Origin of the sequence: Paenibacillus sp. ACRRY, assembly GCF_022346995.1 — a bacterium.
GTDB lineage: Bacteria > Bacillota > Bacilli > Paenibacillales > Paenibacillaceae > Paenibacillus.
The window spans coordinates 18,952-45,282 of the sequence record NZ_JAKRNM010000005.1 but is presented as its reverse complement, the minus strand read 5'-3'; the positions used below and the strand labels follow the sequence as shown (position 1 = coordinate 45,282).

The window sequence follows — 26,331 nt, the reverse complement described above, 5'->3', positions numbered from 1 at the left end:
TAATAAATATCTAATTCTTGCAACTTAGTATCTTATTATGATGTTACGTATTAATTAACTTGTGCAATAAATATGGGAGTTATATATCCTATTTGCAAAGAGCTTGAATTCGACGAGGACTTTCCACTCGAGAAGGTTTATAAATTGAATGGTCTCATCAATTTAATGATTTGTAAGAATGGTATATAAACTCGAAAGCGATAAGGAACCAGGAGATATTTTTCCTGGTTCCTTCAAAATATACCTTACATCTCGGATTTTCGTATACTTCCGAGTCTATTTGCCTAAAGATCCCCCCTTTTTTCTTGTACAGTTAATATCAAAGAGTGAAGCTATTTTTTGTAGGTTATCATATACACTTTTTCGGGTTCAATGTTAACCTTGTACCATCCCCTGCCCGATGAGACAACCTCCGTTTCAGCACATTCTGGAATATCTGCGCTAACAAATGATAATGTGCCTAGACCGTACGTACTCTCTACGCGGATCATCGCCCCATCCATCTCAACAGTTACTTTTCCTTTGCCTGTAGGTACGGTTCCTTTCATATGCTCAAGGCCGCCTAAGTTAGGTTGTATAGAATAACTTTCATATCCCGGTGATAAAGGAGTAATTCCCAGGAAATATTTACCAATAAGGTATATGGGGCTGGCCCCCCAAGCATGACATAAACTTTTACCGAAAGTCACGCCGTACATGCCGTAATGGGCATCATTCTTTAAAGATGGATCATACTCCTCCCAAAACGTCGTCGCGCCAAGCTCGATCATCCCTCCCCAGTAAGACCTTATTTCGCTCAAAACATGTTCATGCTGTCCATTCTCACAGAGCACCGCCAATTCGTGAAAACGCATATATGGCGTACGTATCTTAGGAACCTCAGCATTCAACATTACATTCTGGATAATACTGTGTCTTTGCTCAGCAGTCAGATAATCGTATGCTAATGCAAATATGCTAGCATGCTTTGTTAGAGTCAAACGTGTGACACCTTCAGTCCGGTGATGTAACAGTCCTCCTTGGGTATCGTCCCAGAAAAGTTCGATTGTCTTATCTTTCAGTTCACTTGAAAGTTTCCCGTATGTCACGGAATCCGTCTCGTACCCAAGCAAATGGGCAAACAAACTCATGGATTCTAAGCTACGAGCTAATAAAAGCTGAATGCTACTGACAGCACCTGTGTTCTCGAAACCTGCCCAATCCACAAACACCCAATCTTCCGGCCTGCCCTCAAGTAGGCCTTCTGGATTCCGCTGTGCAAGACAGAACTCCATTAATGTGACAGCTCGGTCGTAGTACTGCTCTATAAATTCGAGATCGCCGGTATACTGATAGTAGTCGTATATGGAAACGAACCAATACAAGGAATAATCCAGAATTGTATTGCAATGCATCACAAGCGGATCTTTACCTCTCAATGCAATCAATGTTCTTCGTGTTACATCGAGATCAAAAAAACTGTAATAATTCATTAGAAACGATTGATAGGCATCTCCTGACCAAACCCAGCGATCTCGTTTGATTCCGTCTATGAAAAATTCTCTTGTATTCAGATGCAATGTATACAGGCTCATATTATAAATTTCATTTATTCTGGGATCTGAGCACTCAAAAGAACTCTGATATTTCACCGGAACATACTCGTACAACATTGAAATTCGTTCCCAAGTGATTTCAGGATCAGCTTGTATCCATACGTAGCGAAAAGCTTTCGCTTCTTTTACCGTATATATTTCTCTTCCATTTTTCGGTCCTGTTTTATCATCTTTAACTTGAAATTGATCCAAACTGTAACATTCCTGGGATGATAATGCTTCTGCCAACGATTCTCCATAAAATATGCGTACTGCTCCAAATCCCTTAATTCGATGAAAACGTAAGTAACCAAACGTTTCACGGCCAAAGTCAAATAACGGAAATCCTTGATGAAGCTGTTCGGATACTGGTTCTTGAGGGACGGTCTCAAGTCGAAAACATGAAGGTCTATTTTCCAAGGAGTCAAATGTCCATGAACCCACTTGCTTCCACTCATTTTGGTAGGAAGTGACCTGCCAAGATGAATTGGTGTAAACATGCTGTCCTTCTATAAACAAAGCAGGTGCGTCAGTATCATTAAAGACACTTATTCTAATTTCATGGCAACCTGCTGGAAGCGTTAAAATAGAGTCATTAAATCGAAAATTGTCTTTACCATCCAGATATAAAGAAAATTCACCTTCAGCAGAGATCTTAACAGTTTCTTCTTCGGGAAGATCGTATGTATATCTAAATTGGATATTTGAGTAGTGCCGGTCTAGTCTCCAAAATACAGGGTACATGACATCTCGTGCTCTGCGTTTAATCGACATTTTTTCATGCAATCGTATTTCAAAATCTCCTGGATACCAAATCCATAAAGACTTTGATTCATCCTTTTGTGAGTTCATCTTCATCAACACTCCTTTTCAGTTCCGTGTTCATTGATTCGATTGTATAATAAAGAAATAAAAATAAAGGGAGAGGAACGTGACAACAATGGTAGTTAATAATGACAAAATTCAAATTAACACATCACAAAGGGCAGAAAAAGCGCCTGTACATCACTCATTAATTTCTGATCATTTTATAGATCTATTTCCACTTTTTATTAATATCTGGGAAGAAGGATTTCATCTGAGAGAGCATGATCATGCTTATTGGGAGATTGTATATATCAAGTCTGGTGAGGGGTACCATTATATTGGTGGTCAAGTCGAACGAATCACAAAAGGTAAGTTATACATCGTGCCAGTAGGTACATCTCATATTCTACGTCCCAATGATACATCAACCAAAAAAAAATTAATTGTTTATAATCTCTGTATTGATCCAGAGTTTATAGCCACACTGAAAAGCTGGCTGAAACCATATTTGGAGGACTATGATATACTCTCTATGTTTACCGCTCCTCCTCTTGGCTACATATCGCTCGTTGATCGCAACATGAACTTAAATCGTTGGTTTGAACAAATATACTGGGAATATACCGAGAAACGTTTAGGCTGGGAAACAAGTATGTTCGGGGCTTTAATGCAATTAATAATCAATATTGTTAGGCTACAAAAACCTGAAAAAACCTATGCTTCATCGCTGGGTTCACTATGTGTTGGAGATGTTGGGATGTCCGAAATCGTTTCTTTTATAGATAATCATGCTTATGAACCTTTAACTCTCGAGCAACTTGCCGAACAAAGAAATATAAGCCCAAGGAATTTCATTCGATTATTTCGTAAAGCAACAGGTATGGGGTTCTCTGACTATCTTCAACTTAAGCGCATTGAGCAAGCATGTCATTTATTGCTTGAAACGGACCAGAAAATTTCTACAATTGCTGCATTAACAGGATACAGAGACATAGGACATTTTCGTAAAGTATTTCGTAAACTGATGAATGTTACTCCGAGTGATTACCGTAGAAATGCTTAGGATAACACGCTATCCTTCTCATTCTCTAACAATTGGCCGATCCACATCAAAAGAGCCCCCAATACCAAATATACATATGCCAGAGTTTTATCTTGTTTTTATGTCAGGCTAGTTCTTGTTATTCCTGAAAGATTTATTAATAACATTAAGAAATATGTATATCTACACAACGAATCTCCGCTTCTACATTTGGGGGCCCAGTTCAAAGAACTATTGGGATTTTATACTACTAGCCATCTAATCTTGTTGTCTCGAATTAATTGTTTACCCATTTATCATGTAAAGGAGACTAGGTTTGCACATGAAAACGAGAGGTAAACTACTGAAAATTTACGATGTTCTTAGCAATAGCGGCAATGATCTTTTCAACATCCGCTTTCTCTTATACGTCTGTCACTGTCAGTGCTGAATCAGCATCCAGGGAAATGGAGAATTTGGGAAGAGGGATTGTCGCTGTGCGTATTGGTTCCAGTGTATTTATAAGTTGGCGCTTACTCGCGTTTGATCCGGACGGTATGGGATTTAACCTTTTTCGATCTACTCCAAACGGGAAAGATGTAAAACTGAATGATTCTATTCTCGAGAAAGGAACCAATTTTACAGACAAGACTGCAGATTTAACTCAGGACAACACTTATTATGTTAAACCTGTAGTTAAAGGGATCGAGCAGAGTTCAAATGATACGTACACTCTCTCCATGAATAGTGCAATCGGACCAGCATTTGTCGTACCTTTACGCGAAGGAGGACCTATCGGTAACGTTTGGGTAGGAGATTTGGATGGTGATCACGAATACGATTACGTTCTATCCCGGCAAACCAACCCCCAGACGATTGAAGCATACAAACGTGACGGCACATTTCTGTGGTCTATACAACTGGGGTACAATAGCACAAATCAAAATAATATTTCTCCCGGATCTACTACGATTGATGTGGGACATTGGGACGGCGTTAACGTATACGACTTAAACGGCGATGGAAAGGCCGAAGTGGTGTTCCGCATTGCAAACGGTGTGACGTTTGGGGATGGTATGACATGGTCAACGAAGTACTCCGATGATAAACAGTGGCTTGCTGTGGTAGATGGAATGACGGGAGCTTTGAGCAGTTCTATTGATATCCCGGAAGATTTCCTATCCGATGGTCCTCTGGCCCTGCAGCTGGGCATCGGTTATCTCAACGGGACGACGCCAAGCATTGTCGCATATATGAAAAACCGTAAACCCAACCGAGGGAGCTTTAATGTCATGATTGCAGCATTCAATTATCGAACCAACAAGCTTGAAATGGACTGGAAATGGACTCCTGGCGATGAACAAGGCGCAGACGGTCACCAATTCAGAATCATTGACTTGGATGGCGACGGCAAAGATGAGATTGCTCAAATCGGTTATGTATTGAATGGAGATGGCACATTAAAATACACACTTACTAAGTATAATGTTATTCATGGAGACAGGTTCTATATTGGCAAACTGGATCCCGACGCAGAAGGCCTCCAAGGCTACGGAATATAGCAGGACAATCCTTACGGACTGCTAGAATATTACTATAATGCAAGCACAGGCGAAATAATTTAGGAACACAGTACCACGCCACCAGCAGGTGATGTTGGTCGTGGTGACATCGGTGATATCGACCCGCGTTACCCTGGTATCGAAACATGGTCTTTCTCCGGGATCTATAACGGATCAACGAACACACAGATTACTACCTTTGATAAATCTCCATGGCCGGCCCTACGAATTTGGTGGGATGGAGACCTGTTAAGCGAAACGATGAATAGAAATGTAACAGACAAATGGAATTATAGTACAAGTTCCTTGGATCGATTGTTGTCTAACTACAAATATCAGAATGCAGTATACAATTTCCGTGGATTCCCTGTCTTCTATGGCCACATCCTGGGAGACAGTGATAATGGCCGGCTATGAACAAACTTCAGATATTATTCTTGTTAGAGGATGAACTTATTCACTTTTCCTTCTAAATCTGATGCAATCTTAGCTATATTTTGTGCTGAAGCTGAGATTTCCTCCATGGATGCCAGTTGTTCTTGACCTGCACCACTAATCTCACCAAAAGCCGAAGACGAATTCGAAGAAACATGAGATATATCAGTAACAGAGGCTGTAATCTGTTCTGTACTCGCTGACAATTCCTCTGTTACCGCTGAAACATCATACATCTGCTTAACTACATCTTGTGTAAATATCTCAATTTTTTTTAATGCAATTAGTGCCTCTGCCGATAATTCTACACCACGAACGGTTTCAACGATGACTCGATCAGTCATCACTTCATGCACGTTATCTACCAGTCGATTAACTAGTGTAATAGTTTCCTGTATTTGTACCGAGGATGCTCTCGATTGTTCGGACAGTACTTTTACTTCCTGAGCAACAACGGCAAATCCCTTTCCGTGTTCTCCAGCACGTGCAGCTTCAATCGATGCGTTCAAAGCTAGAAGATTCGTTTGCTCCGATACATCAGAAATAGCTTTACTCATATCAGTTATTTTGAAATTCAGGTGCTTTAGCTCCTCAATATATGTTGCAGATTCTTTAACTGATGATCGAATTAGCTCCATTTGACTCCCAACGGTTTCGACCATTTTGCTTCCGTTTTTGACTTCGTGGTCAGTATCACTAGAAAGTTCAGCAATATTGGCTGAGGATTCTGCAATTTTACTAATACCAACGGCCATCTCTTCCATCGCATTCGCGGCTTCCTTAGTTAATCGTGACTGTGCTCGTACGCCTTCAGCTGAGGTTTCAAGTAAACTAGCTACATGTTCTACGGTTGCAGTAGTATCATCCGAGCTTTTACTTAACTCATTGCTTGATTCAGCAAGAATTACGGTAGATCTGGAAACGTTGCGAATGATATCATGCAGTGAATTTACCATATGATTATAATTATCACCTAAACGACCGATCTCATCATCTTGTTTGATTCGAACACGTTCATTTAAATAACCTTCGCTGATCCTCTGAGATAACTGGACAATCTGATTAATAGGTCTCGTAATACTACGAGTAAATATTACAAGTAAAATCAAAGCTGCCAATACACTAATGGAGAGAACCCATAAGGTCTTCTTCATAATTGGAGTAGCTGCGTCGGCAAACTCTTGAAAAGGAATAATTGCGATAACTTTCCATCCTGTTATTTCATTTGTGTAGTAGTACCCTTGCCCCATCTCACCAGTATCATTGTTAACTATCGTCAATTCTCCCTGATCACCTTTCATAATTTCATTACTGGCATCATCGTGAAGTAATGTCCCCTGAGGGACATAAGGATGATAAATTACTGTACCATTCTGATCGAGCACGTAAATAAATCCACTTTGTCCCAATTGAGTTGAACTGAATAATGATCCAAGCTGATCTACGGCAGAAATGAATGTTATGACTCCCTGTTTGTTCTCCAGCGATTTTGAAATATGTAAAGTTAAATTTTGTTGATCTCCTTCTGGTTTAGGGGAAGAAATAATCACTTCATCCGGTTGGGATTTCGCATCTTTAATCCATTGGCTCTCATTGCTATTCTCTTGTTCTAGATTCGTTCCTGCGGCAGCTACTGACTTGCCTTCATCATTTACTATTAAAATCGATTTCAATTCAGGATGTAGACGTAGGAAATCATCTATCATTATGTCGATTTCAGAATAACTATTATTTTCATTTAAATCACTTACTAGCAAAGATAACTGTTGTACATTCAATTGTTGGGCGTAAAAGGAACTGGATAGGCTTGTGCTTAATGTCTCTACGGTTCCATTTGCAGTTTCTCCAAGTTTAATTGCAATCTGCATTTTAGCTTCCTCATAAGATATCTTGCCGAGTATGCCCAGTGGAATCACGATTAATAAAGACACAATTACAATCAGCTTTGTGCCTAATTTTTTTATTTTTAATTTCTTATAAATCCTCTTCATTGCTCTTATCATATTCAATCTCCCCTTTGTATTCGTACAGTCTAATGATTATAAAATATATTTCTCGTAAGTATCTTATCGGTAAGCAATATGGTAAAGTTTATGTTTACACAAGAAAAACTGACAGCCCTTTTTGATTAAAAGGAAACTGCCAGTTCATTCATTTAAAGCTATTGGATTGTGACTTTATTTCGTTTGGCTTTGGGCCCCGTCTCCGGGAAGATTAAGGTAGCTATAATCGCGAATACTGCAAGAAAACTGAAATACAGCAACGCGTTACGAAGTCCCGTGTGTTCAGCAATGATTCCGATGACAAGCGTCGAAACAGCTCCACCGAACATACCTACGCTCAAAATCACACCTTGTGCCGCACCAGCTTTCTCTGGAGTCATGCCTTCGAGTTCCATTACACTCGTAAACATAGCAGGAAGCCAGCCATTTAAAGCAAGACCAATTAAAATGACGGAAGCGTAGAGCATCCAGCCATCTGGTAACGTTACGGAACCAACGCAGCCTATAAGTAGCAACACCAGTAGTGGCCACATGAAGATTTTCCGTCTACCTGAAGCGGCCATGAGAACACCCACAAGTACACCTGCCACTACGGAAGCCAGAGAGATCAAGCTGGTGATTGTACCTGACTTGGCTGCAGACATCTGAAGATCTGTTTGATAGAAGGTTGGCAGGAAGGTTTGCAAACTTTGACTCGCCAACATGAAGGATAAATAAGCAACGATAAGAAGAATGACTTCTTTTCTTCTTAACACCTGTTTCAGTACACTTTCTTTTGGACGAACATTAGAAGGATCAGCATCTACGCCCACTGGGGCGGTTGTCTTAGCCTGTACATTGTTTTTGGCAAAAATCATCCAAAGAATTGTCGTAATCAGCATGACAACGCCAAACAATTCCAATGTCATCTTCCAATCTCCACCCACTAGATTGTAGACAGGTATTGCAAGAACGAGCGCTAAGAAAGATCCGGCTAAAGACAGAATGGAATTTAATGAATTAATTAACGGTCTTTCTTTCGGGGGGTACCAATCCATGGTTACTCCAACAGAGGTACCTGCAGCAATCCCCATCCCAACTCCGATCAATATACGACTTAGCAAGAGTACGGTAAAGCTAGACGTAAAGAGCGGTACCAACCCTCCTATTGTATAAAACACAAGGGCAATGGTTCGGGTATGTTTAATTCCGAATTTGCTCATAAGCGGACCCCCTAAGGTTCCTGTTAACCCCGCTCCCAACAAAACAATTGTAACGATAATTCCAGCTTCTGCTGTAGTAATATTCAAGTCTTCCATCATCATGGGAATAAAGACCGTTGGCCCTACAAAAATGATCGTAGGTACCAAAGATGTTAAAGCAGACAATACGAGCATAACCCAACGATATTTAGAGTAACTAGGCTGACTTTCCATAATTTCATGCTGTCTGACTCTTGAAGCCTGACAACACTGTATTCACCTCTTTGGCTGTAATATCTAGTTTTAAAAACAAAAATTAAATCAATTTTAGAGTTCCAATTCATCTGAAGTATAGAATCTGTCCCCCTGTAGGTGAGGCAAAATCAAGATTTTGACTTGATCAATTTTTTTATCTCCGCCTGGACGCAGTGCAGCAAAAGCCTTACCAACGCCCTCAAATCCTGTATAAGAAGTTACAATCTGCGATGGATCAAACTTTCCTTCTTTCATGTCACTGAATGTCTCACCTAGAGCGGTATACGAGGTTTCTCCATAGCCAGGACCTGTAATGAAATCCAATGTAATGTTCTTATTAATCAGAGAAGTTGGCTTAATCGTGTTATCCGCCATCGATGCACCCACAATGAGAAATTTAGTGTAGTGAGGTACAGAATCAATCATGCTATTAATCAGATTTCGAACGCCAGAGGCTTCAAATACATACAATCTTTGAGTTGCGTTAGCCAATTTGTTGTATACTTCTACCGGATTTTGTTCCATTGGATTGACTACTGCATGAGCGCCATATTTCAGAGCAATATTACGCCGCGTCTCGGAGGGATCTGACACCACAATTGGATGAATCCCTCGGGTGGCTAATGCGATTACAGCTCCCAGTCCCACTGTACCAGCACCTGTAATGATCGCTCCGCCTGTAGAATCGATCGCAGCTCGTAGAACACTGTTGTATCCGGTTGCAAGAGGCTCGGTAACCGCAGCGTGATAAGGGTTCACCCCATCAGGAATTTTATAATGTCCACCATTTCCAACAAGAACACGTTCGGATAATCCGCCAGGATAATCATTGGAATATCCAACGGTGTAGGGAACTCCATCATCGCCAATGACCCACGGAAGAACAACGAGCAGATCGCCAGGCGCATATTCCGTCACATTTTCGCCAACCTCAATCACTTTAGCTGTAAATTCATGACCTAGAACAAGGTCTTTCTTCGGATCAAAGGCTTGTCCTACACTCCCTGCTTTGGTAACACTCTCAAGAAAATCCTCCGTGTGTTCAACGGCTGAAAGGTCACTTCCACATATACCTATGGCGAGAGGTTCTACCAACAATTGATCTTGGTTTGGTTGAAGTTCCGGTAATTCTTTGACTACAAATTGACCTTGCTTGTACGTGACTGCTTTCATTCTGTCTGCACATCCTTTTTTCATTTATGTTTTAAATTATCAAAAAGATTCTTTTCAATAATTATCTTACTAGCAAGATAAATAATACTCCTAATATTTATTTTTTACAATTCATAATTTTGTCACTTGATAATATTAAAATCGTGATATTTTTCACATATTAATATATCAGGCAGTCTGCAGGCATAAAAAAAAGGCGAAACAATGGTCCTGCTTCGCCTGTTTAAGGTATGAGTTTATCTACTTCGAGATAACCTGTTTAAGCAATTTTTTGTATATTCGATTCCATTCTTTGATTTCTTCATCCGTCAGCGAATTAAAATGAGTAGATAATACTTCCAGTCTCATATCAAAGGCTTCCTGGACAACTTTTCTGCCCGTATCGGTAATCTCAAGAACAACCGAACGGCGATCAAACGACTCGTCCCGTGTCCTTTCAATAAAGCCTTTTTTAATCAACCTGTTACATATACCCGTTATTCCTCCAGAAGTAATATGAAGTGGCTCAGATAATTCTTTTGCACGCTTTTGCCCCTCAGAAGCTAACATTTCCAGTATGCTTACCTCAGTCATAGAAAGATTCAGATGATTTTTTGAATTCCAGTCGGTCAACCAAATTTTATTAAACATGGAAGACATGAGTGCATTTTCAATAAGCAACTCTTCTCTTCGCTCTTTTGTATTCACTGAATTCAGCACCTCGTTTAGATTTCTGATCGTTATAATATTATATAACACGTAATTTATAATTGCACTCTGCTGAGTTATACCTAAAGCCATGCAGCTTGAAACAATATTATCCTCTCACCTATAACTAAAACTAAGATGAAGGATATACAACTTTATATTAAAGTTCAACCTGTTTATTCTAATTAAGAACGGACTCCTAAACAATCTCGTATGTAATTTTTTTCGCTAAACCAATCTACGTTTAAAGGTACAAAAGCAGCCGATCATATGTGAAGTGACCCCTTGAAGTTAGACAAATATTTTTATGCAACTTGTTGGGCATGAGCTCGGTATTGTATCGGGCTCATGCCTTTTAATTTTGACTTGATGCGTTTGTGATTATAGTAATTCATGTATCGTGCTAGTTCTTTCTTGAAGTGGTCTACACTTTCAAATTCATGAAGATAAAAAAACTCGGACCAAAATGCCAAAGAAGTTCTCCATTACTGCGTTATCATAACAATTGCCTTTGCGTGACATGCTCTGGGTAATCGCTTGTCCCTTTAAAGCCTGTCGATACTGTTTCATCTGGTAGTGCCAGCCTTGATCCGAATGCAGAAGGAGTTCATCCTCGTTGGATAAGCGTTTAAAGGCTTTATTGAGCATCTCGGAGACTAATAAATACGTAGGGCGAGAGCCTACTGTGTAAGTAATAATTTCACCGTTATACAAGTCCAGGACAGGTGATAAATACATCTTCTCTCCAAACAACTTGAATTCTGTAATATCCGTAACCCATTTCTCATTTGGTTTTTCTGCCTTAAAATTACGATTCAGTACGTTAGGTGCAATCTTACCGACTGTTCCTTTATAGGAACGATATTTCTTCATACGCACCACGGATTTCAGGCCTAATTCTTTCATGATACGCTGTACTTTTTTGTGGTTAACTCGATGTCCACGATTAAATAGTTCAGCACGGACACGGCGATAGCCATAACGCCCCTGATGCTCCTCGTAAATGGATTGAATAAGTAGTTTCAGGTCTGCGTCTAGATCGGGCTTGTCAAACTGTTTCACCCAGTAATAGAAGGTACTACGTGGGACTTTAGCAAACGCTAGCAATGCAACCACCGGGAATTCAAGCCTTAACTCATAGACTACTTGTGCTTTGTCTTGTTTGGTGATTTTTCCTTGTTTTGAACTAAGGCATTCAACTTTTTTAAGTAGGCGTTTTCCATACGCAAACGTTCTAATTCAGCTTGTAAAGCTTCAAGGGATCCTTCAGCAGGTTCTTGTTTTTTAAGTCCTTTTTTATTCTTATCCGTCATACGATGACGCCCCTTTATCTTTGGTTTTAGGGCGTCGATTCCATTTCCATTGAACTGACTACGCCACCTTCGAATAACCCCTGGAGAAGAGATATTGAAAATGACAGCTGCTTCATTTGGAGACGTCCCATTTTCGTTCATGTAGTTGAGTACGTCTAGTTTATAGGTTAGGGAGTAAGCTGTATAGGTTTTTTCAAAAGCCTTTAAACCGTGATATTCGTATTGCTTGATCCACATACGCAGGATTTCATGGTTAATTCCTAAGGATTTCGCAATGCTTTTAATCCCTTCATTTCCTGATAAGTATTGATGAATAGCCTCTATCTTCAAGTCTAAATTAAATTTTGACAAAAAAACTGCACCTCCGATTGTTAGATGGTGTCCAACAATTGGGGTGCAGTTCAATGATTTGGCTGCTTTTGTTTCCATTCTGCTATTGTACCCCCACAAGTTTTCTTTGTCCCTTGTCATTGTTTTGTATCTGAGTCTTTGGGAGAAGACATGCATTATTTATATGTAATCTTGAAGCATAAAGGCTTGCCTTGCGGGTTTCATACTAGAGCCTGCGGAAAGGTCAATGCTCTTGCAGTACTTCAAGCCCTACTTCGTTGGAGCTAAAGCCGGATGCGCGTACAAATGACAAATAAATTGAAAAAAGCCGCTAAAATAGCGACCCTACCTCTGATTAGATTCCAATAAGAGCGTTTTTGTTATTCTATATATCAAACACTTTCCTTCATTTGTTCAACATTTTTGTTTAACTGCACTAATACTTTTTTTAGCACAGTCAGTTCTGAATCATGTATATCAGTTAATAATTCCTTGGCGAAATACTCTTTTTCCTTCTGTGAGGATTCAATCAATTCTCTTCCGTAATCCGTTAATTGGACTATAATTATACGGTTGTCCCCATCTTTCTTTCTTCGTGATACGATCCTATTGTCTTCGAGCTGTTTGAGATGTCTTGCAACAGCTGCCTTATCAAGGGTTACTTTCTTTTGTAAATCCCCCTGACTTATTTCAATCTCTTGATATATTAATGCGAGTATTTCAAAGCGAGATTGGCTGATGCTGATGTAAGCGTCAAATGTAGTATTTATGGCGTTGTTCACACGGTACATCTCGTATAACAACTTCGACTCCTCTGACCAATCTTTGCTCAAAACCATCACATCTTTCGTAATATTATTTGACTGCTAGGTGCCTGCAATGTATTACACAATATACAATTTATTTTCTTTTTTTACAAGTAGGCTGCCTTACTCCCCTGCAAAAACATGGTTTTCTTTCGTTTGGAGCCGCCATCCTACCCATTCAAAACCGAAAAGCCCTCTCTCAACTAGAAAGAGGGCTATCCAAAAAATAGTACTTAGTAGACGGACAGCGTACCGTCATAATTAATCACTTGTCCATTGTGGTTTTCATCATCCAGCACAAAATTAACGATTAATTCCGCTGCTTGAGCAGGTGTTTTCACAAAATCTCCTTTCATATGTCCGTTCAAATCTGTTGAAACTGCGCCAGGCATCACTGTAAAAATCTCTACAGGTATGTTCTCCTTCTCAAAACTCATCCCCCAAGACTTTGTCATGACATTTAATGGAGCCTTGGATGTTGTATAGGCAAATGCATTGAAGTAAGGTAAAGGCTCGATAGGTATACTGATATTTTGAATAATGCCATTATTGGCAATCAGTAGCGGGAGCAAGCCTTTGGAGAGTGCAAAAGGACCGATAAAGTTAACTTCATGAGTGGTTTGAAGCTCCTCCACAGTAAACTCCCATCCCACTTTATGCATATCGCCTGGAATACCAGCATTGTTCACCAATAGCGATATATCGGTGTAATTCTGTGTAATCGTTACCACCGCATCCTCAATACTGTGTAAATCAGCTACGTCTACCAATAGCAACTGTGCATCACCAAAAGCTCGAAGGGAAGTCACTGCCGTCTCTCCTCGCTCCTGATCACGCGCTCCAACTAAAACACGATATCCTGCTTCTAATAACTTTTTTGCGATCTCATATCCTATTCCTTTATTTGCACCAGTTACTAATGCTGTCTTTGTCATCTGTTCTTCTCCTTTTATTACGGGCAATCTTAAAATCACTGCTCCGTAACTTCTCTTCAAAATGTTGATATATCAACGTTGATATATCAACAGTTTATGATAAATTATCTTTCATGGCAAGCTATTTTTTATAAAGGAATTCCAGAGACCAAAGTTATTACCAGTATACATCCGCCTTATGTTAGCAACTGAGATGCTACGCTTTTATTAAACTGAGCTGCCTATACTTGAACAAAAGCATCCAATCATCACAATGATCCGCTGTTCTTATAGCTTTAATGCTTTTCACGCTGGACTAAAGAGAAACGATTTAATGTGAAGGTATGTATACTTATTCATGATTTTTATGTACATTATTAAGGCCACTTATGTGCAATTCTATCATTATGTACATTTTATGTTAAGACATATTCTCAGGTCAGAGAAGGCTTTGGATGAATTTTATATTTATGTACAATTGATTTTATAGAGATACCTTTAACTCGCCCATTTCGCTGTTCAAGTCAAACAACGTTGGTGGCTGATCCATGGATTCTCCGGGCGCTTTCCCGCTGAACTCACGACCCGCAGCCAGATTGAGGAAACCACTTGCGACTTTATGACCAAAACCACGACTGCCGAAATGATTCGCAACCCATACTTTACCCGTTGATTCCTCTACGAAAATATCCACAAAGTGGTTGCCGCTGCCTACCGTACCAAGCTGGTTGCGTGCGAGTGTTTTCAATTTGTGCTCCAGCCCAGGTTCAATCGAATCGAACAGCTTCCAACTCGCATCATCAAACAGCTCGTGATCAACTGGAGTTGGATTATTGCGACCCACGCCGAACGATACGTTTGCATTGATATCATCCATAATAACGGCAATCTGGTCCTTGATATCCTCCCACATGAGATTGGTGCGTACCGCCTTGTTTCCACAGGCAATATCGTATCCAACGCCAGAAGGACTGATCATGTTACGGTAGGCGACAACACCTCCGATCGGTTGTGAATACCCTTTGTGATGGTCAGCCATTAGTGCAACACCGAGCACATCTCCATGCTGTGAACACGTCACCGCCTGACTCACTGCATTCTCCAGCGGCTCCCCCCATACTTTGATGTTATCCACGATTCTCATGTTATGTCTACCTCCTCATCTAACTTATATCAACTCAACTGGTACACGTTCGTTTTCCAAAGCTTTCTTCATTTTACCAAAAGTGAGTATCCTGCCGATACTATCAATTCCTTCAGTACAGCCCTGCAAATATAAATAAAAAAAGGGAGCCTAAGCTCCCTTTTCTTCCGAATCAATTCCAATACAAATCACTTTTTGCTGATTTTAAATTTGAACTCCCATGTTGCCGTGTTACCCGAATAACGGCCTCTATTCTCTTTCACAACAACGGAAAGAGTCTTATTCGTTGATTTGGAGAATGAAGATACTTTGACATTGGCGCTCTTACTTCCGATATCCGGAATCTTATCCTGTTCTTCGGCTTCCGCTTTTAATTTCAGCGTATCGGTTGATTTCAGATTTAATGTAACCGATGAACCTTCCTTCAGGTTTTTGCCGTTTACGCTTGCGCCTATCGCCCATTCGTTGCCGACGGAGTTGTTCTCTACCAGCTCGGCGCTGACCAGCGTCACTGTTACCTTAAGCGTTTTGGCAGCGGCGTAGGATGTTGGGGAACATACGGCGAAGATCAAACTCACAATCATCAAGACATTAGCCCATTTTTTGAACACGAGAGTGCCTCCCTCAGATCCATGCTGTTATCATTTTGACTATGCCTTATTCGCCTTGCTCCTTAAGTAATCCTCCTGGTTAGTTAAAATGCTTCCGGTACCCTTGAACCTTCTCATCCTTGAATCCAAGCTTTTCATAGAAAAGATGTGCTTCCTTGCGCTGATCTCCAGAAACCAGAATCATGTACTCGCACCCGAGGTCTCTCGCAATCCGTTCAATCTGGAGCATCAGCTTCTGACCGAGTCCCTGTCTCCGCACCTTATCGGATACGATCACATTCTCCACAACCATGAAGGGCTTGCATTGACCCACGAGATCCATGCATTCGATCCCCATGACAGATCCGGCCAGCTCGCCATTGTAAAATGCACCAAGCACATGATAATGACCATTTTGCTGTATGTATCGAAACATTTTCTGCATCTGCTGCTCATTGGTGGGGGTTCCCATCAACTCATTATACAATTGGCTTAACGCCGGCAAATCCTGAAGTTCAATGGCTTTGATTGTAACCATAGATCGTTCCTCCTAAGTTCCTATCATGTTGTTCCGTACTCTATATCTTACCCTACGTTAGATCCTTCTTAAAGTAATAATGACGATGCCCAGTTGGCGCGTTCTCAAGAGTTGTCATCAATTGGTATCCATGCTTCTCATAGAAGCCCGGTGCCTGGAACGAAAATGTATTCAGCATAATAAAATCACAGCTTTTCTCACGCGCAATACGTTCAATCTCGAGCAGCAATTGGGAACCATAGCCTTGATGCCGCTGCTTCTCATCCACCCAGAGGATATCAAGTTCCAACCAGTTCCAGCACAGCGTGCTGAGGACGCCGGCAACGATGGTCCCTGCCTCATTTTTGATATTAAAATTCAATTCCTCATACCGATGCTTCAGATCCTCGCTCAGATGAGCCGCATTAAATGCAATCAGTTGATTACGCACATAGGCTGATTCTTCTGCATTACTTGGATTCAACGTACCTTCGGACATTTTCATTCTCCTTCCTGTCACTCTCGCCGTTATAAACAAAATCATTCCTGTACATCCCTTGAATATATTAACATTATTGGGCTGAATGTAACATAAAAACGCACCTCCAGAGGAGATGCGCAACACCTTTATGATTCATTTGCTTGGATTTAAGAGCTACTAATTTTAGAGCAATTCTTCTTTCGTTTTAAGCATGACCTCTACGTATCCTATGTCCATTTTGCCCAGCACGTCTCTAGCCTGCACGTGGATTCGAATCGGGGTTTCACTTGATGCAAGAGCTCTGACGTAGAGTTTCTGTCCTTCCATTCTGACTTCAGCTAGCTGCGGATCCGGTGACTCTGCTGTGAAAATCAGTGTTGAACGGTCATCATCTTCATCTTCAAACATGTATGCCAGATCGATCTCAGTCTCTTCGTCACCAACATAAACGGTGTTCCCAGCGGGGGCCTCCACCAGAACTGGAGCAACATCATCGAAATCGTACATCGGTAAACGTTCAATCAGACCCATATGCAAAGTAAAGTCAGGCTCGTCTCTGAGCATAATGGAATTGTAACGGATATTTAAGTTTTGCAGTAAAGTCAGGTCAGCAACTCCGATAGGGATATGATTCAGTTGGTTATCGCCCACGTCCAACACTTGAAGGGAATTCAGGCCACTTACATCAAGTGATGTCAACTGATTGTAGGACAATACCAGCTCCTCAAGATTTGAAAGTCCTGACACATGGACCTCTGTAAGTTTATTGCTGAATAAATCCAGCTTCTTCAATTGTGTAAAACCTTCAGCATTCACAAGGCTGATGTTATTCCCGGATAGGTCAATTTCCGTAACGTTCATGCCTTTGAAAATTTCATATCCTGTCAGGTCAGAGATGCCCGCATCTCGCGCATACAGTCCTCCGTCCGTCTGTACCAGTGCATCCACCAGTTCCTGCTTGGTTAACGGATCATTCACATCCTTCTCAAGCCAATAGGCAATAGCTGCCGCCAAATTAGGATCAGGGAATTGCCTGCTGATCGTATTCGCAAGGACCGTGATCTTGAGCTGTGCAGTAACACTGGCACCCTGGTTATCGACAGCCTTGACTGTCAGTACAACTTCTCCTTCTGCCACTGCTGTGAGCTTGATTGTCTGACCATCTACCGCAGTAGAAACAACCGTTTCATCTCCATCTATAATACTAAATTGCAGGACTTCCCCATCCGGATCACTAAAGTAAGAGGAGACCTGAAACTCCAGAGACGCATGGTCCAGAATAAGTTCCTGATCGGGTAACCCATCGTTGATCTCCACTGGGGCTTGATTTTCAGGTTCTGGGTTGGAAGGAGTTTCTGGATTGGTTGGATTCGTTGGCGTTGATCCGCTGCCTCCTCCTGCATTTCCACTTCCACTGCCGGAATTGTTTCCACTCCCATTCGTTGCGTTTCCACCAGAATTCCCTGTAACTCCACTACCTGTAGTCGTCCCCTCAACTTCCGTCACTTGATCTGGCTTATCCGAATCAGAATCTGAAGCAGCATCATCCTGTTCCGTTGATTCTTCAAGCGTCTTGATCGCGTCGCTTCCGCGCAAAGCAATTACAGCCATTTCTTGTCTTGTTGTAGCACGTTTCGGAGCAAACTGGCCATTCTCGCCCTTTAACAAGCCCAGTTTAACTGCCTGCTTCACGCTGTCTGCAGCCCATGGACTGATACTGGAAGCATCCTTGAAAGATAGCATGGAGTTCGTACCCCCTGCTTCAGTAAATCCTCTAAAATGAATCAAACGCATCAGAGTCACTGCGAGTTGTTCCCTGGTGACCAATCCGTCCGGACGAAATGTGCCATCAGGATAGCCTTTCATGATTCCTGCAGAGTTTATCAATTCAATAAAAGCAAGGTGATCCGTCCCTGAATTCAGATCCTTGAAAGCTTCGGATGAATTCTGAACTCCAGACTCCTGATTCAAATCCGCCATGCGGACCAAAATATACGCCAGATCACCGCGTGTAAGACTCCCTCCCGGATGAAACAATCCATCCTGCGTACCTGGGAACATCTGTTGTTCTGTAACAATCTCAATGGCCTGTTTCGCCCAAGACGAGGCTTGCTGTAAGTCATTTGTGCTCCCGGTTCCCGCAGCTGCCCCTACGTTACCAGGAACAGTAAGTGATGAGACGGACAATAGAACTGCCAGATAAGGTAAGATTCTGTTGCTTTTGTTTCGTGTTTTTCCTTTGGATAGATGTGTTGACATGGTTAAGCTTTACCTCCCACATGACTCTAACCGTGCTTTTTCTTAAAAAGCAAAGTTGTTAATTGTCTTTATTGTAGGAGAGACTTCCATGAGAAAATAGTCTACAAAACGATAGACAACTTGTTGCTGTACATTCACAACCAGCCTTGCTGCTCAGCAATCTGTACGGCATGCGCACGACTACTCGCGCCCAGCTTCGCAAACACCCGCCTGATATGCGTATTAACCGTTCCTGCCGAAATCCCAAACTCAGCTGCGATTTGTTTGCTGGTTAACCCTTCAGCAATGTATCCAAATACTCTTTGTTCCATGGGACTAAGTCTCACGGAGGGAATGCCATCCCGATTTTCTTTTGCAAATGCAGATAGCAGCTCCTTTACATAGGCCAGTTTAATGCCCGAATCTGGTATGGAATGCGTACGACGCAGATGCAGGTAATGCTGCAAAAGGCTTTTGACCGGTTCGCCTTCGTTTATAAAAGAACGAATGTAGCCCTCGGTACTCCCAATCGTTATAGCACGCAGCAGCGGAGCCATACACTCCTCCTGACGCCCTTGGCGTTGAAGAATCTGAGCCTCAAGCAGTCCGCATTCGACTTGTTCCGTTAACCAGTTCCGTTCTTCAGCAAGCGTACGTATGCGTTTCAGCTCATTCAAGGATTCTTCATCATCCCCTAACAGGAGTTTAGCCCGCACACGTAAAAGCGAGCTGAATACCTGATCACAGCTGATCTCAGGGTTCACGATTTCGATAAGGGAGTCATCAACCACAAGTTGTGCTGTTGCTGTAGGTTGAATCCCGAGTTGCAATCGGTATTGATGTGCCTGAATGATCGGCTGCCAGTATTCCAGATCCTTGACAGATAACAGAATGCAGAGCTGCTGCAGCAGCTTCACCCCTTCATTTGGTCTGCCTTGAGCCATTTCTATTCTTGCTTTGAGAACGTAGGCAGGCACCAGAAGTGCAGCGACTTTGATCTGGAGTGCAATGTTAAGAGCACGATCCGCATAATGAATCGCTTCGGACAAGCGATTTTGCTCCAGCTTTATTTCAGCGTAGCCAGTACCATAATAGGAGGTCACATAAGAACTCTCTTCAAACCAACGATTCGTGATTGCACCGAAGCATTGTTCGCCTCGTTGCAGGGAACCGTTCACACCGTGGAAGCTGCGCAGACGCATGCTTTCCCTCCGGTCATAATCCATATACTGAAACGCAATATCATCCGGATAACCTTGATCGATATAGGAGATGAGATAATCAGACAGCCCTTGTAAATCCCTGTTTAGATAAGCCATATAAGCCCTCATCACACAAACGACCTGCAGCAAGTAACTGCTTATCTCAGGTGGCAATTGGTCCTGTAAATGCACTTGAATCATGTGCTCCAGTCCATCAAGCTCCTTCATCATCTCACCATATGGCCGTTCACGAGCAACAAGAAATAAATATGACATATATAATTTGGGACGAGTCTTAACTACATCTTGTGGCAGAACATCGAAGTACCTTCGAAGTGTCCACCATTCACCCATAATAAAATGTGCAAACAACTCTTCCAGCAGCCGGGCCGCATCCTGCACATGCTGACCGTGAATATAATGATCCAGTGCTTCGGCTGCATATCCTTGCTGTTCGTACCACCGTGCAGCCTTGGCATGAAGTGCGTTCACCTGTTCCGTTCCCGAACGAGCAAGCTCACGCCGCAAAAAGGATGAGAACATGTGATGATAACGGAACCAGTACGCTCCCCGATCCATTGTAATTAGGAACAGATGCTCCTTCTCCAGATGTCTGAGCAATTGCGGAGCTTCCCCTATATCGGTCAGTGCTCTGCATAGATCTCCATTCATCCGCTGTACGATAGAGGTGCTGAGCAAGAAATGCTGCATTTCCGGGGATTGCCGATGAAACACTTCCTCCAGCAAGTATTCGGAAACTGACCGATCACCGTAGTGATGCTGATCATCCTGAGAAGTTGGAGCCAGTCGATTGGCACTGCGCGATCTTACTTGTTCTGTGCTATCGGTATAGGACAGTGCCAGCAGCTTAAGCCCGGCCACCCACCCTTCCGTCTGCCGCACCCAGTCATGGACATCGGAACTGGTAACATTGATCTTCAGGGCATCCAGACAGAACTTTACTCCTTCTTCGGCAGTGAACGCCAGATCCTGAAGCATAACCTGCCTGAGTTCCCCTCGAAGCTTCAGCTTCTCCAGCTTGAGCGGCGGAGATGTCCGACTCGATAATACGAGATGAACGGACGGAGGCATATTCTCAACAAAATACTCCATTTGGTCATGAATCTCTGCTTGGGTTACAGCATGGTAATCATCCAAAAAAAGTAATACCGGACTCTCTGCCAAGGCAAGGTGATTCATTAACAACACCAGTGCTGATCGCGGATCCATGCTGTAGCCTCGCAAAAAATGCGCTAGGATTTCACGGCAGAAATCCGGCTTAACCCGATCAAGTGCGTGAATAATATATAACCAAAATTGAAGCGGGTCCTGATCTTTGTCATCCAAACAAACACAGGCTGCTTGCTCGTGCTGCACCCAGCTGCCTAACAATGTGGATTTGCCGGAGCCCGCCGGAGCAGTAAGTAACGTAACTTTAAACTTGTATAATTGTTCTCTGGTTGAACTGAGCCTTGGACGATCCAACATATTTGGAGGCAAAGGAGGCAGTTCCAGTTTGGTCTTTAAAATCATGAATTGAATCCAGTTATCCTCTAGACCCACGGTATGCTCTTGGTGCATTAAAATCCTCCTGAATCAGCACATTTGTGCCATTTTCCGATATGTATCATGTGGTTTCAGCTACTACTACAAGTATACTCGGGAACTCTGCTAAGGCCCTATACTTTTTTGATGGCTGTCGTGTTATAGAAAAACGGAGCCTGCATTTTTCATGCAGGCTCCGTTTTGTAATGTATACTATTCGGGTAACTCAGATACCCATTTACGCAATGCATCAATTTCTATAAATAGTTCTTCACCGTCATCTTTTGGTCTGGTTATATCAAGCCCACTTGGTATAGGGTACTCACGCAGCATCTTGATCCATAGAAATTCAATAGATCTCAAAATTTCCAACAAAAACGTCCGGGCATGTATGGTGAACTGTGTGAGTATATGGTGGGGAACCAGCTCCAAAAGTATAGTAAACCTTAAATGTCCATTTGCAAACTGCTCCATTTCAAGCAAGTACGGATCAATTCCATAACCCACAGAGGCTTTGCCCTGCTCCAACAACTTGCCAATCGCTTTCAGATAATCGTGCCAGATATTCAAACCACTCGGGACTTCATATCCGATCAACGGTTGTCCGCTATCATCGAATACGTGAATAGCCATCTGAAGAGCATCAAGTCCAAATTTTCTACTCATCATCAATCGATTTATCTGATTACGATCATTTACATCGGCATACTGAACCTCCGGCTGTTGTGTCACGGCAATCAGCCAGTTATCTGTCCCCGTTTCCTCCTCTATTAATGAACCTGGTTTGAGAAGCAAAGTTTTAGCTTTAATCAGTGCCCTGAACCCCCTTCATCTGAACAGGTAAACCGTATTTCCTAATCTATTTTCCTAGTTGAAGCATCTTATAGTTCACCCGTATGTAATTCATACCGGATAAGAGTGTAACGCCTGCTGCCACCCAGAGTAGAACCATGTCAACCCGGATATCCGTCAGCAGATGAAATGGGTAATTGCCCAGCAATATTGCAATGATTGCAGCAACCTGTAGCACCATTTTGAGTTTGCCATACTGATCAGCCGCAAGAGCAATACCTTGTTCGGTTGCGACCATTCTTATTGCCGTAATCAAAATCTCACGTCCAATTATGATAACCGCGATCCATGAGCCGATCATATTTTGTTGTACCATGATAAGCAGGGCTACGGAAATCAACAGTTTATCCGCAAGTGGATCCAGCAATTTCCCCAGATTGGTCACCTGGCTATACTTTCTGGCAACATAACCATCCAGCTTGTCTGTACCGGCAGCAATAATGAAAATAATTACACCAAGGGTAGTTCCATGCTGATTCATGATCTGCAGAATTCCACTCTGCCCCAGAATTGAAGGCGATAACGGAACAAAGCACAGCATAAACAACGGAATTAAAGCCATTCTCGCGAGCGTGATTCGATTAGCCCAATTCATCGTACATCCCCCTTCCATGATAAGATCATCCGAAAGTACTCTTACTTCTAATCATTTCGCCCAACAACCAATTATCACCTGTTTTTCCAAAGGATATTTTTTGAATGTGACATCTGAACCTACACAAAAAGACTAGCCAGCAGGCGATTTGAATATGCATAGCATGTTTATAATGTCAGGTTCAGAGCAGAGTCGGATTTTCATGTTTATGGAATGGAGCAATTGCTGGATAAAAGCGGATTCAATTAACCTTTATCGTGTTAACAAAAAAGGCCAGGCTGCGAGTGATACAGCCTGACCTTTTTACGTTTTATTTTGCCATATCATATATTCCGATCTACAACGCTTCCTTAATGACCCGTCTGTAATACCACACAGATAACAATCCAAAGATCGAATATAGCAGTGTGTACAGAATCATGACAATGACCGTTGGTGTCAACAGTTCCGTACCGAAAAAGAACCAACCGGATTTCACCGCAAAATAGCTATGACTCAATCCCACCACCAGCGGAATTCCGAAATTAAAGACCTGCTTGAGTTGAATGCCATGCAGCAGATTGCCCTGTGTAAATCCAAGTTTGCGCAGAATCGTATAGCTCGGTTTCTCCTCTTCACTTTCATTCATTTGTTTAAAGTACAGAATACATCCAGAAGTAATCAGGAAGGTCAGACCAAGGAAACCGACAATAAACATGATCAGCCCCATACTAGTGCGCTGGTTATTTCTGAACTCGATCTGCGAGAAGCTTGGGGCCGTAAGCTGCTGTTCTTGGAAAACGCCGTAAGCTTCTTCTGCTTGCTGTGTATTCACAATGCGTACACCATAATAATCCGTCGGCTCACCTTCTTGCAATGAAGGATCAAGATCCTTCTGAAGCTGCTGATAGACCGTGTCATCCACCACAGCTACGGGTGTGCCCTTGGTATAGTATACGGGAAGGACTGCCTGTTTGGTTGTACCGATCAACTGTTGATCGATGGTTTGCTTCAAGCCATGCAGAACGATTGACCCCTTTTCCTGAATGGAAATCATCTGCTTAACAACATTGCCATACCCCATAAAGATCACTTCACCGGGCTTCAGATCCATGTCATCGACCATGCTGTCACTGACCACGCTGCTGAACAGAAGCTCTCCTTTCAATGAATCGTCCATTACTTCGCTGGCATCGATTTCAATATAAATGGGCTGTCTGTGCTTCTCCTCGTATGGAATCTGTTTCTCCTTAAGCTCTGCTACAAACCGATTTTTTACACTTGCCTGAGCAAAAGAGAAATCTTCCGGCAGACTCTCTTTCGCTTGGGCTTCAGCCGAATAGTATGAAATATAACTCAGTGACAGCATGCCGATGGCAAGCGCGGACACCGTCGTAATAATCGTAAGCAGCAGCGCATTCGACTTCATGCGGAACATGATCGAGGATAGCGACAAGACTTCATGGATGGAAAGGTAGCCGTTTTTGCTTTTGCGAATCAAATTGAATATAAAACTGACTGAAACCTTGTAGAACAGATACGTCCCCAGGATGACCGAAAACAGGATCAAGAGCATTATATACATCAGCTGCTGCATATCCAGTGCCTCGCCACTGAACATCCTTGCGGATAATACGTATCCGAACACGATCAGGACAATACCCAGGATGCCGATGATGATCTGTGCGATAGACATCTTTTGCACCTGCTGCTCAGCCTTGGCCGTTACCTGAAAGAGCGAGAGAATACTCTGTGCCTTGATAAAGGTATAATTCATCAGCATAATGAGCAAATACAGCACCGCAAACACAATCAAGGTTTGGACCAAGGCCATTGGAGAGAAGTACAGTTTCGTCATCGCATCAATGCCAAGGATCTTGAACAAAATCATCAGCACCAACTTGGAACCAAGGAAACCGATCAGAACACCGACTGCCATGGAGCCAAAATAGAGGATGCAATTTTCCGTACTCAGAATGCCAAAAATTTTTCCTTTGGTCAGCCCAATCAACTGAAATAGCCCAATCTCCTTACTCCGTCTCTTAATAAAGATGGTGTTGGCGTAGAGCAGGAAAATGCCCACGATGACGATCAATAATACGGAAGACGTACCGATCGCCGCCGCTCCTTTGGTCGAGGCTGCCACTTCATCCATGGAAGGATCATACTGCAGTGTCACAAATGAAAAATATAAGGCCACGCTAAAAACAAGCGCAAATACATATAAATAATAGCTTTTCAGGTTCTTTCTCAGATTACGGAAGATGATGTAACGCAAACTCATTGCTGCACACCACCCAACACGCCTTGGGTTTTGATAATGTCGTTGAAGAAGGACTGACGGGACTCGTCTCCTTTATTCAATTGAGTATAGATCTGCCCGTCCCGGATGAAAATCACCCTGCTGCAATAACTCGCGGCAACCGGATCGTGAGTGACCATCACGATGGTAGCCTGATGCTTGATATTCATTTCGCTTAATTTGCCAAGCAGATCCGAAGCTGATTTGGAGTCCAGTGCGCCTGTCGGCTCATCCGCAAATATGATGCTCGGATCATGAACAAAGGCTCGCGCAGCCGAGGTCCGCTGTTTCTGACCACCCGAAATTTCGGATGGGTATTTGTCTTTTAGTTCATAGATGCCCAATTCACGGGCAATTTGTTCGAACTTCCGATTTGCTTCCTGCTTCGGAACGCTCGTTATGGACAGAGGCAGCAGCACATTTTCCTTCACGGTAAGCATATCAAGCAAGTTATATTCCTGAAATATAAAACCAAGATGATGCTTGCGGAATTCAGCAAGCTGCTTCTCCTTCATCCCGGTGAATTCCTTACCTTCGATCTCAATGGTACCCTGACTTACCCGGTCAATCGAAGAGAGCACATTAAGCAGTGTTGTTTTTCCTGAACCCGAGGGTCCCATGATGCCTACGAATTCTCCTCTGCCAACCCCGAGATCTATTCCTTTCAGCACTTCCTGCTTATTTAGTTTGTTGCCGTATACTTTGCTGATTTTTTTGGCTTCCAGTATCCACATATCCCACACACTCTCCTTCGGTATGTCTCTATCATAGGCGGGATCTGCCAACTTATCGTGCGATTCACCGAACAAAATGAAAAAGCATGTG

General features: G+C 42.4%; 17 protein-coding genes and 3 pseudogenes. 2 read left to right on the top strand and 18 right to left on the bottom strand.

Annotated elements, in window-relative coordinates; genetic code table 11:
• Window positions 1-332 precede the first annotated feature (332 nt).
• Window positions 333-2,426, bottom strand: a complete 2,094-nt coding sequence (locus MH144_RS18645) for an alpha-L-rhamnosidase-related protein (RefSeq protein WP_239302781.1) — start codon at window positions 2,424-2,426, stop codon at window positions 333-335.
• Window positions 2,427-2,514: 88 nt separating this feature from the next.
• Here MH144_RS18645 and MH144_RS18640 point away from each other — a divergent pair, with 88 nt between their 5' ends.
• Window positions 2,515-3,444: a helix-turn-helix domain-containing protein gene (locus tag MH144_RS18640; RefSeq protein ID WP_239303587.1), complete on the top strand. Its 930-nt coding sequence runs from the start codon at window positions 2,515-2,517 to the stop codon at window positions 3,442-3,444.
• 335 nt (window positions 3,445-3,779) lie between these two features.
• A pseudogene (locus MH144_RS18635) lies at window positions 3,780-5,381 on the top strand (rhamnogalacturonan lyase family protein).
• A gap of 23 nt (window positions 5,382-5,404) precedes the next feature.
• Here MH144_RS18635 and MH144_RS18630 read toward each other — a convergent pair.
• The 17 genes and pseudogenes from MH144_RS18630 to MH144_RS18550 form a co-directional block, all read right to left on the bottom strand.
• Window positions 5,405-7,402 carry a methyl-accepting chemotaxis protein gene (locus MH144_RS18630; RefSeq protein WP_239302779.1) on the bottom strand — a complete coding sequence of 666 codons (1,998 nt, stop codon included), beginning with the start codon at window positions 7,400-7,402 and terminating at the stop codon, window positions 5,405-5,407.
• 158 nt (window positions 7,403-7,560) lie between these two features.
• Complete coding sequence (locus MH144_RS18625; RefSeq protein WP_275440208.1) at window positions 7,561-8,778, bottom strand: MFS transporter; 1,218 nt, start codon at window positions 8,776-8,778, stop codon at window positions 7,561-7,563.
• A 132-nt stretch (window positions 8,779-8,910) separates the two neighbouring features.
• Complete coding sequence (locus MH144_RS18620) at window positions 8,911-10,011, bottom strand: zinc-binding dehydrogenase (RefSeq protein ID WP_239302778.1); 1,101 nt, start codon at window positions 10,009-10,011, stop codon at window positions 8,911-8,913.
• 240 nt (window positions 10,012-10,251) lie between these two features.
• A complete protein-coding gene (locus MH144_RS18615) occupies window positions 10,252-10,698 on the bottom strand; it encodes a MarR family winged helix-turn-helix transcriptional regulator (protein ID WP_239302777.1) in 447 nt (148 codons plus the stop codon).
• 305 nt (window positions 10,699-11,003) lie between these two features.
• Window positions 11,004-12,362: pseudogene (locus MH144_RS18610) on the bottom strand (IS3 family transposase).
• A 371-nt stretch (window positions 12,363-12,733) separates the two neighbouring features.
• Window positions 12,734-13,180: a MarR family transcriptional regulator gene (locus tag MH144_RS18605; RefSeq protein WP_481857378.1), complete on the bottom strand. Its 447-nt coding sequence runs from the start codon at window positions 13,178-13,180 to the stop codon at window positions 12,734-12,736.
• Window positions 13,181-13,380: 200 nt separating this feature from the next.
• The gene (locus tag MH144_RS18600) at window positions 13,381-14,082 is read right to left on the bottom strand and encodes an SDR family NAD(P)-dependent oxidoreductase (RefSeq protein WP_239302775.1); all 702 of its coding nucleotides are present in this window, start codon (window positions 14,080-14,082) and stop codon (window positions 13,381-13,383) included.
• Between the two features lie 478 nt (window positions 14,083-14,560).
• Window positions 14,561-15,205: pseudogene (locus MH144_RS18595) on the bottom strand (RtcB family protein); the annotation flags it as partial.
• A 188-nt stretch (window positions 15,206-15,393) separates the two neighbouring features.
• Window positions 15,394-15,816 carry a hypothetical protein gene (locus MH144_RS18590; RefSeq protein WP_236146724.1) on the bottom strand — a complete coding sequence of 141 codons (423 nt, stop codon included), beginning with the start codon at window positions 15,814-15,816 and terminating at the stop codon, window positions 15,394-15,396.
• A 79-nt stretch (window positions 15,817-15,895) separates the two neighbouring features.
• Window positions 15,896-16,333, bottom strand: coding sequence for a GNAT family N-acetyltransferase (locus MH144_RS18585; protein ID WP_239302774.1), 438 nt, complete (start codon window positions 16,331-16,333; stop codon window positions 15,896-15,898).
• A gap of 52 nt (window positions 16,334-16,385) precedes the next feature.
• The gene (locus MH144_RS18580) at window positions 16,386-16,811 is read right to left on the bottom strand and encodes a GNAT family N-acetyltransferase (protein ID WP_239302773.1); all 426 of its coding nucleotides are present in this window, start codon (window positions 16,809-16,811) and stop codon (window positions 16,386-16,388) included.
• Between the two features lie 165 nt (window positions 16,812-16,976).
• A complete protein-coding gene (locus MH144_RS18575) occupies window positions 16,977-19,052 on the bottom strand; it encodes an S-layer homology domain-containing protein (RefSeq protein WP_239302772.1) in 2,076 nt (691 codons plus the stop codon).
• 134 nt (window positions 19,053-19,186) lie between these two features.
• On the bottom strand, window positions 19,187-21,814 hold the full coding sequence (locus MH144_RS18570; protein ID WP_239302771.1) for a winged helix-turn-helix domain-containing protein: 2,628 nt from the start codon (window positions 21,812-21,814) through the stop codon (window positions 19,187-19,189).
• 177 nt (window positions 21,815-21,991) lie between these two features.
• Window positions 21,992-22,510 (bottom strand): hypothetical protein, encoded by a 519-nt coding sequence (locus tag MH144_RS18565; protein ID WP_239302770.1) that lies wholly within the window; start codon window positions 22,508-22,510, stop codon window positions 21,992-21,994.
• Between the two features lie 127 nt (window positions 22,511-22,637).
• A complete protein-coding gene (pgsA, locus tag MH144_RS18560) occupies window positions 22,638-23,225 on the bottom strand; it encodes a CDP-diacylglycerol--glycerol-3-phosphate 3-phosphatidyltransferase (RefSeq protein ID WP_239302769.1) in 588 nt (195 codons plus the stop codon).
• Between the two features lie 337 nt (window positions 23,226-23,562).
• The gene (locus tag MH144_RS18555; RefSeq protein ID WP_239302768.1) at window positions 23,563-25,488 is read right to left on the bottom strand and encodes an FtsX-like permease family protein; all 1,926 of its coding nucleotides are present in this window, start codon (window positions 25,486-25,488) and stop codon (window positions 23,563-23,565) included.
• On the bottom strand, window positions 25,485-26,240 hold the full coding sequence (locus MH144_RS18550) for an ABC transporter ATP-binding protein (RefSeq protein WP_239302767.1): 756 nt from the start codon (window positions 26,238-26,240) through the stop codon (window positions 25,485-25,487). Before MH144_RS18550 ends, MH144_RS18555 begins: the two co-directional genes overlap by 4 nt.
• Window positions 26,241-26,331 lie beyond the last annotated feature (91 nt).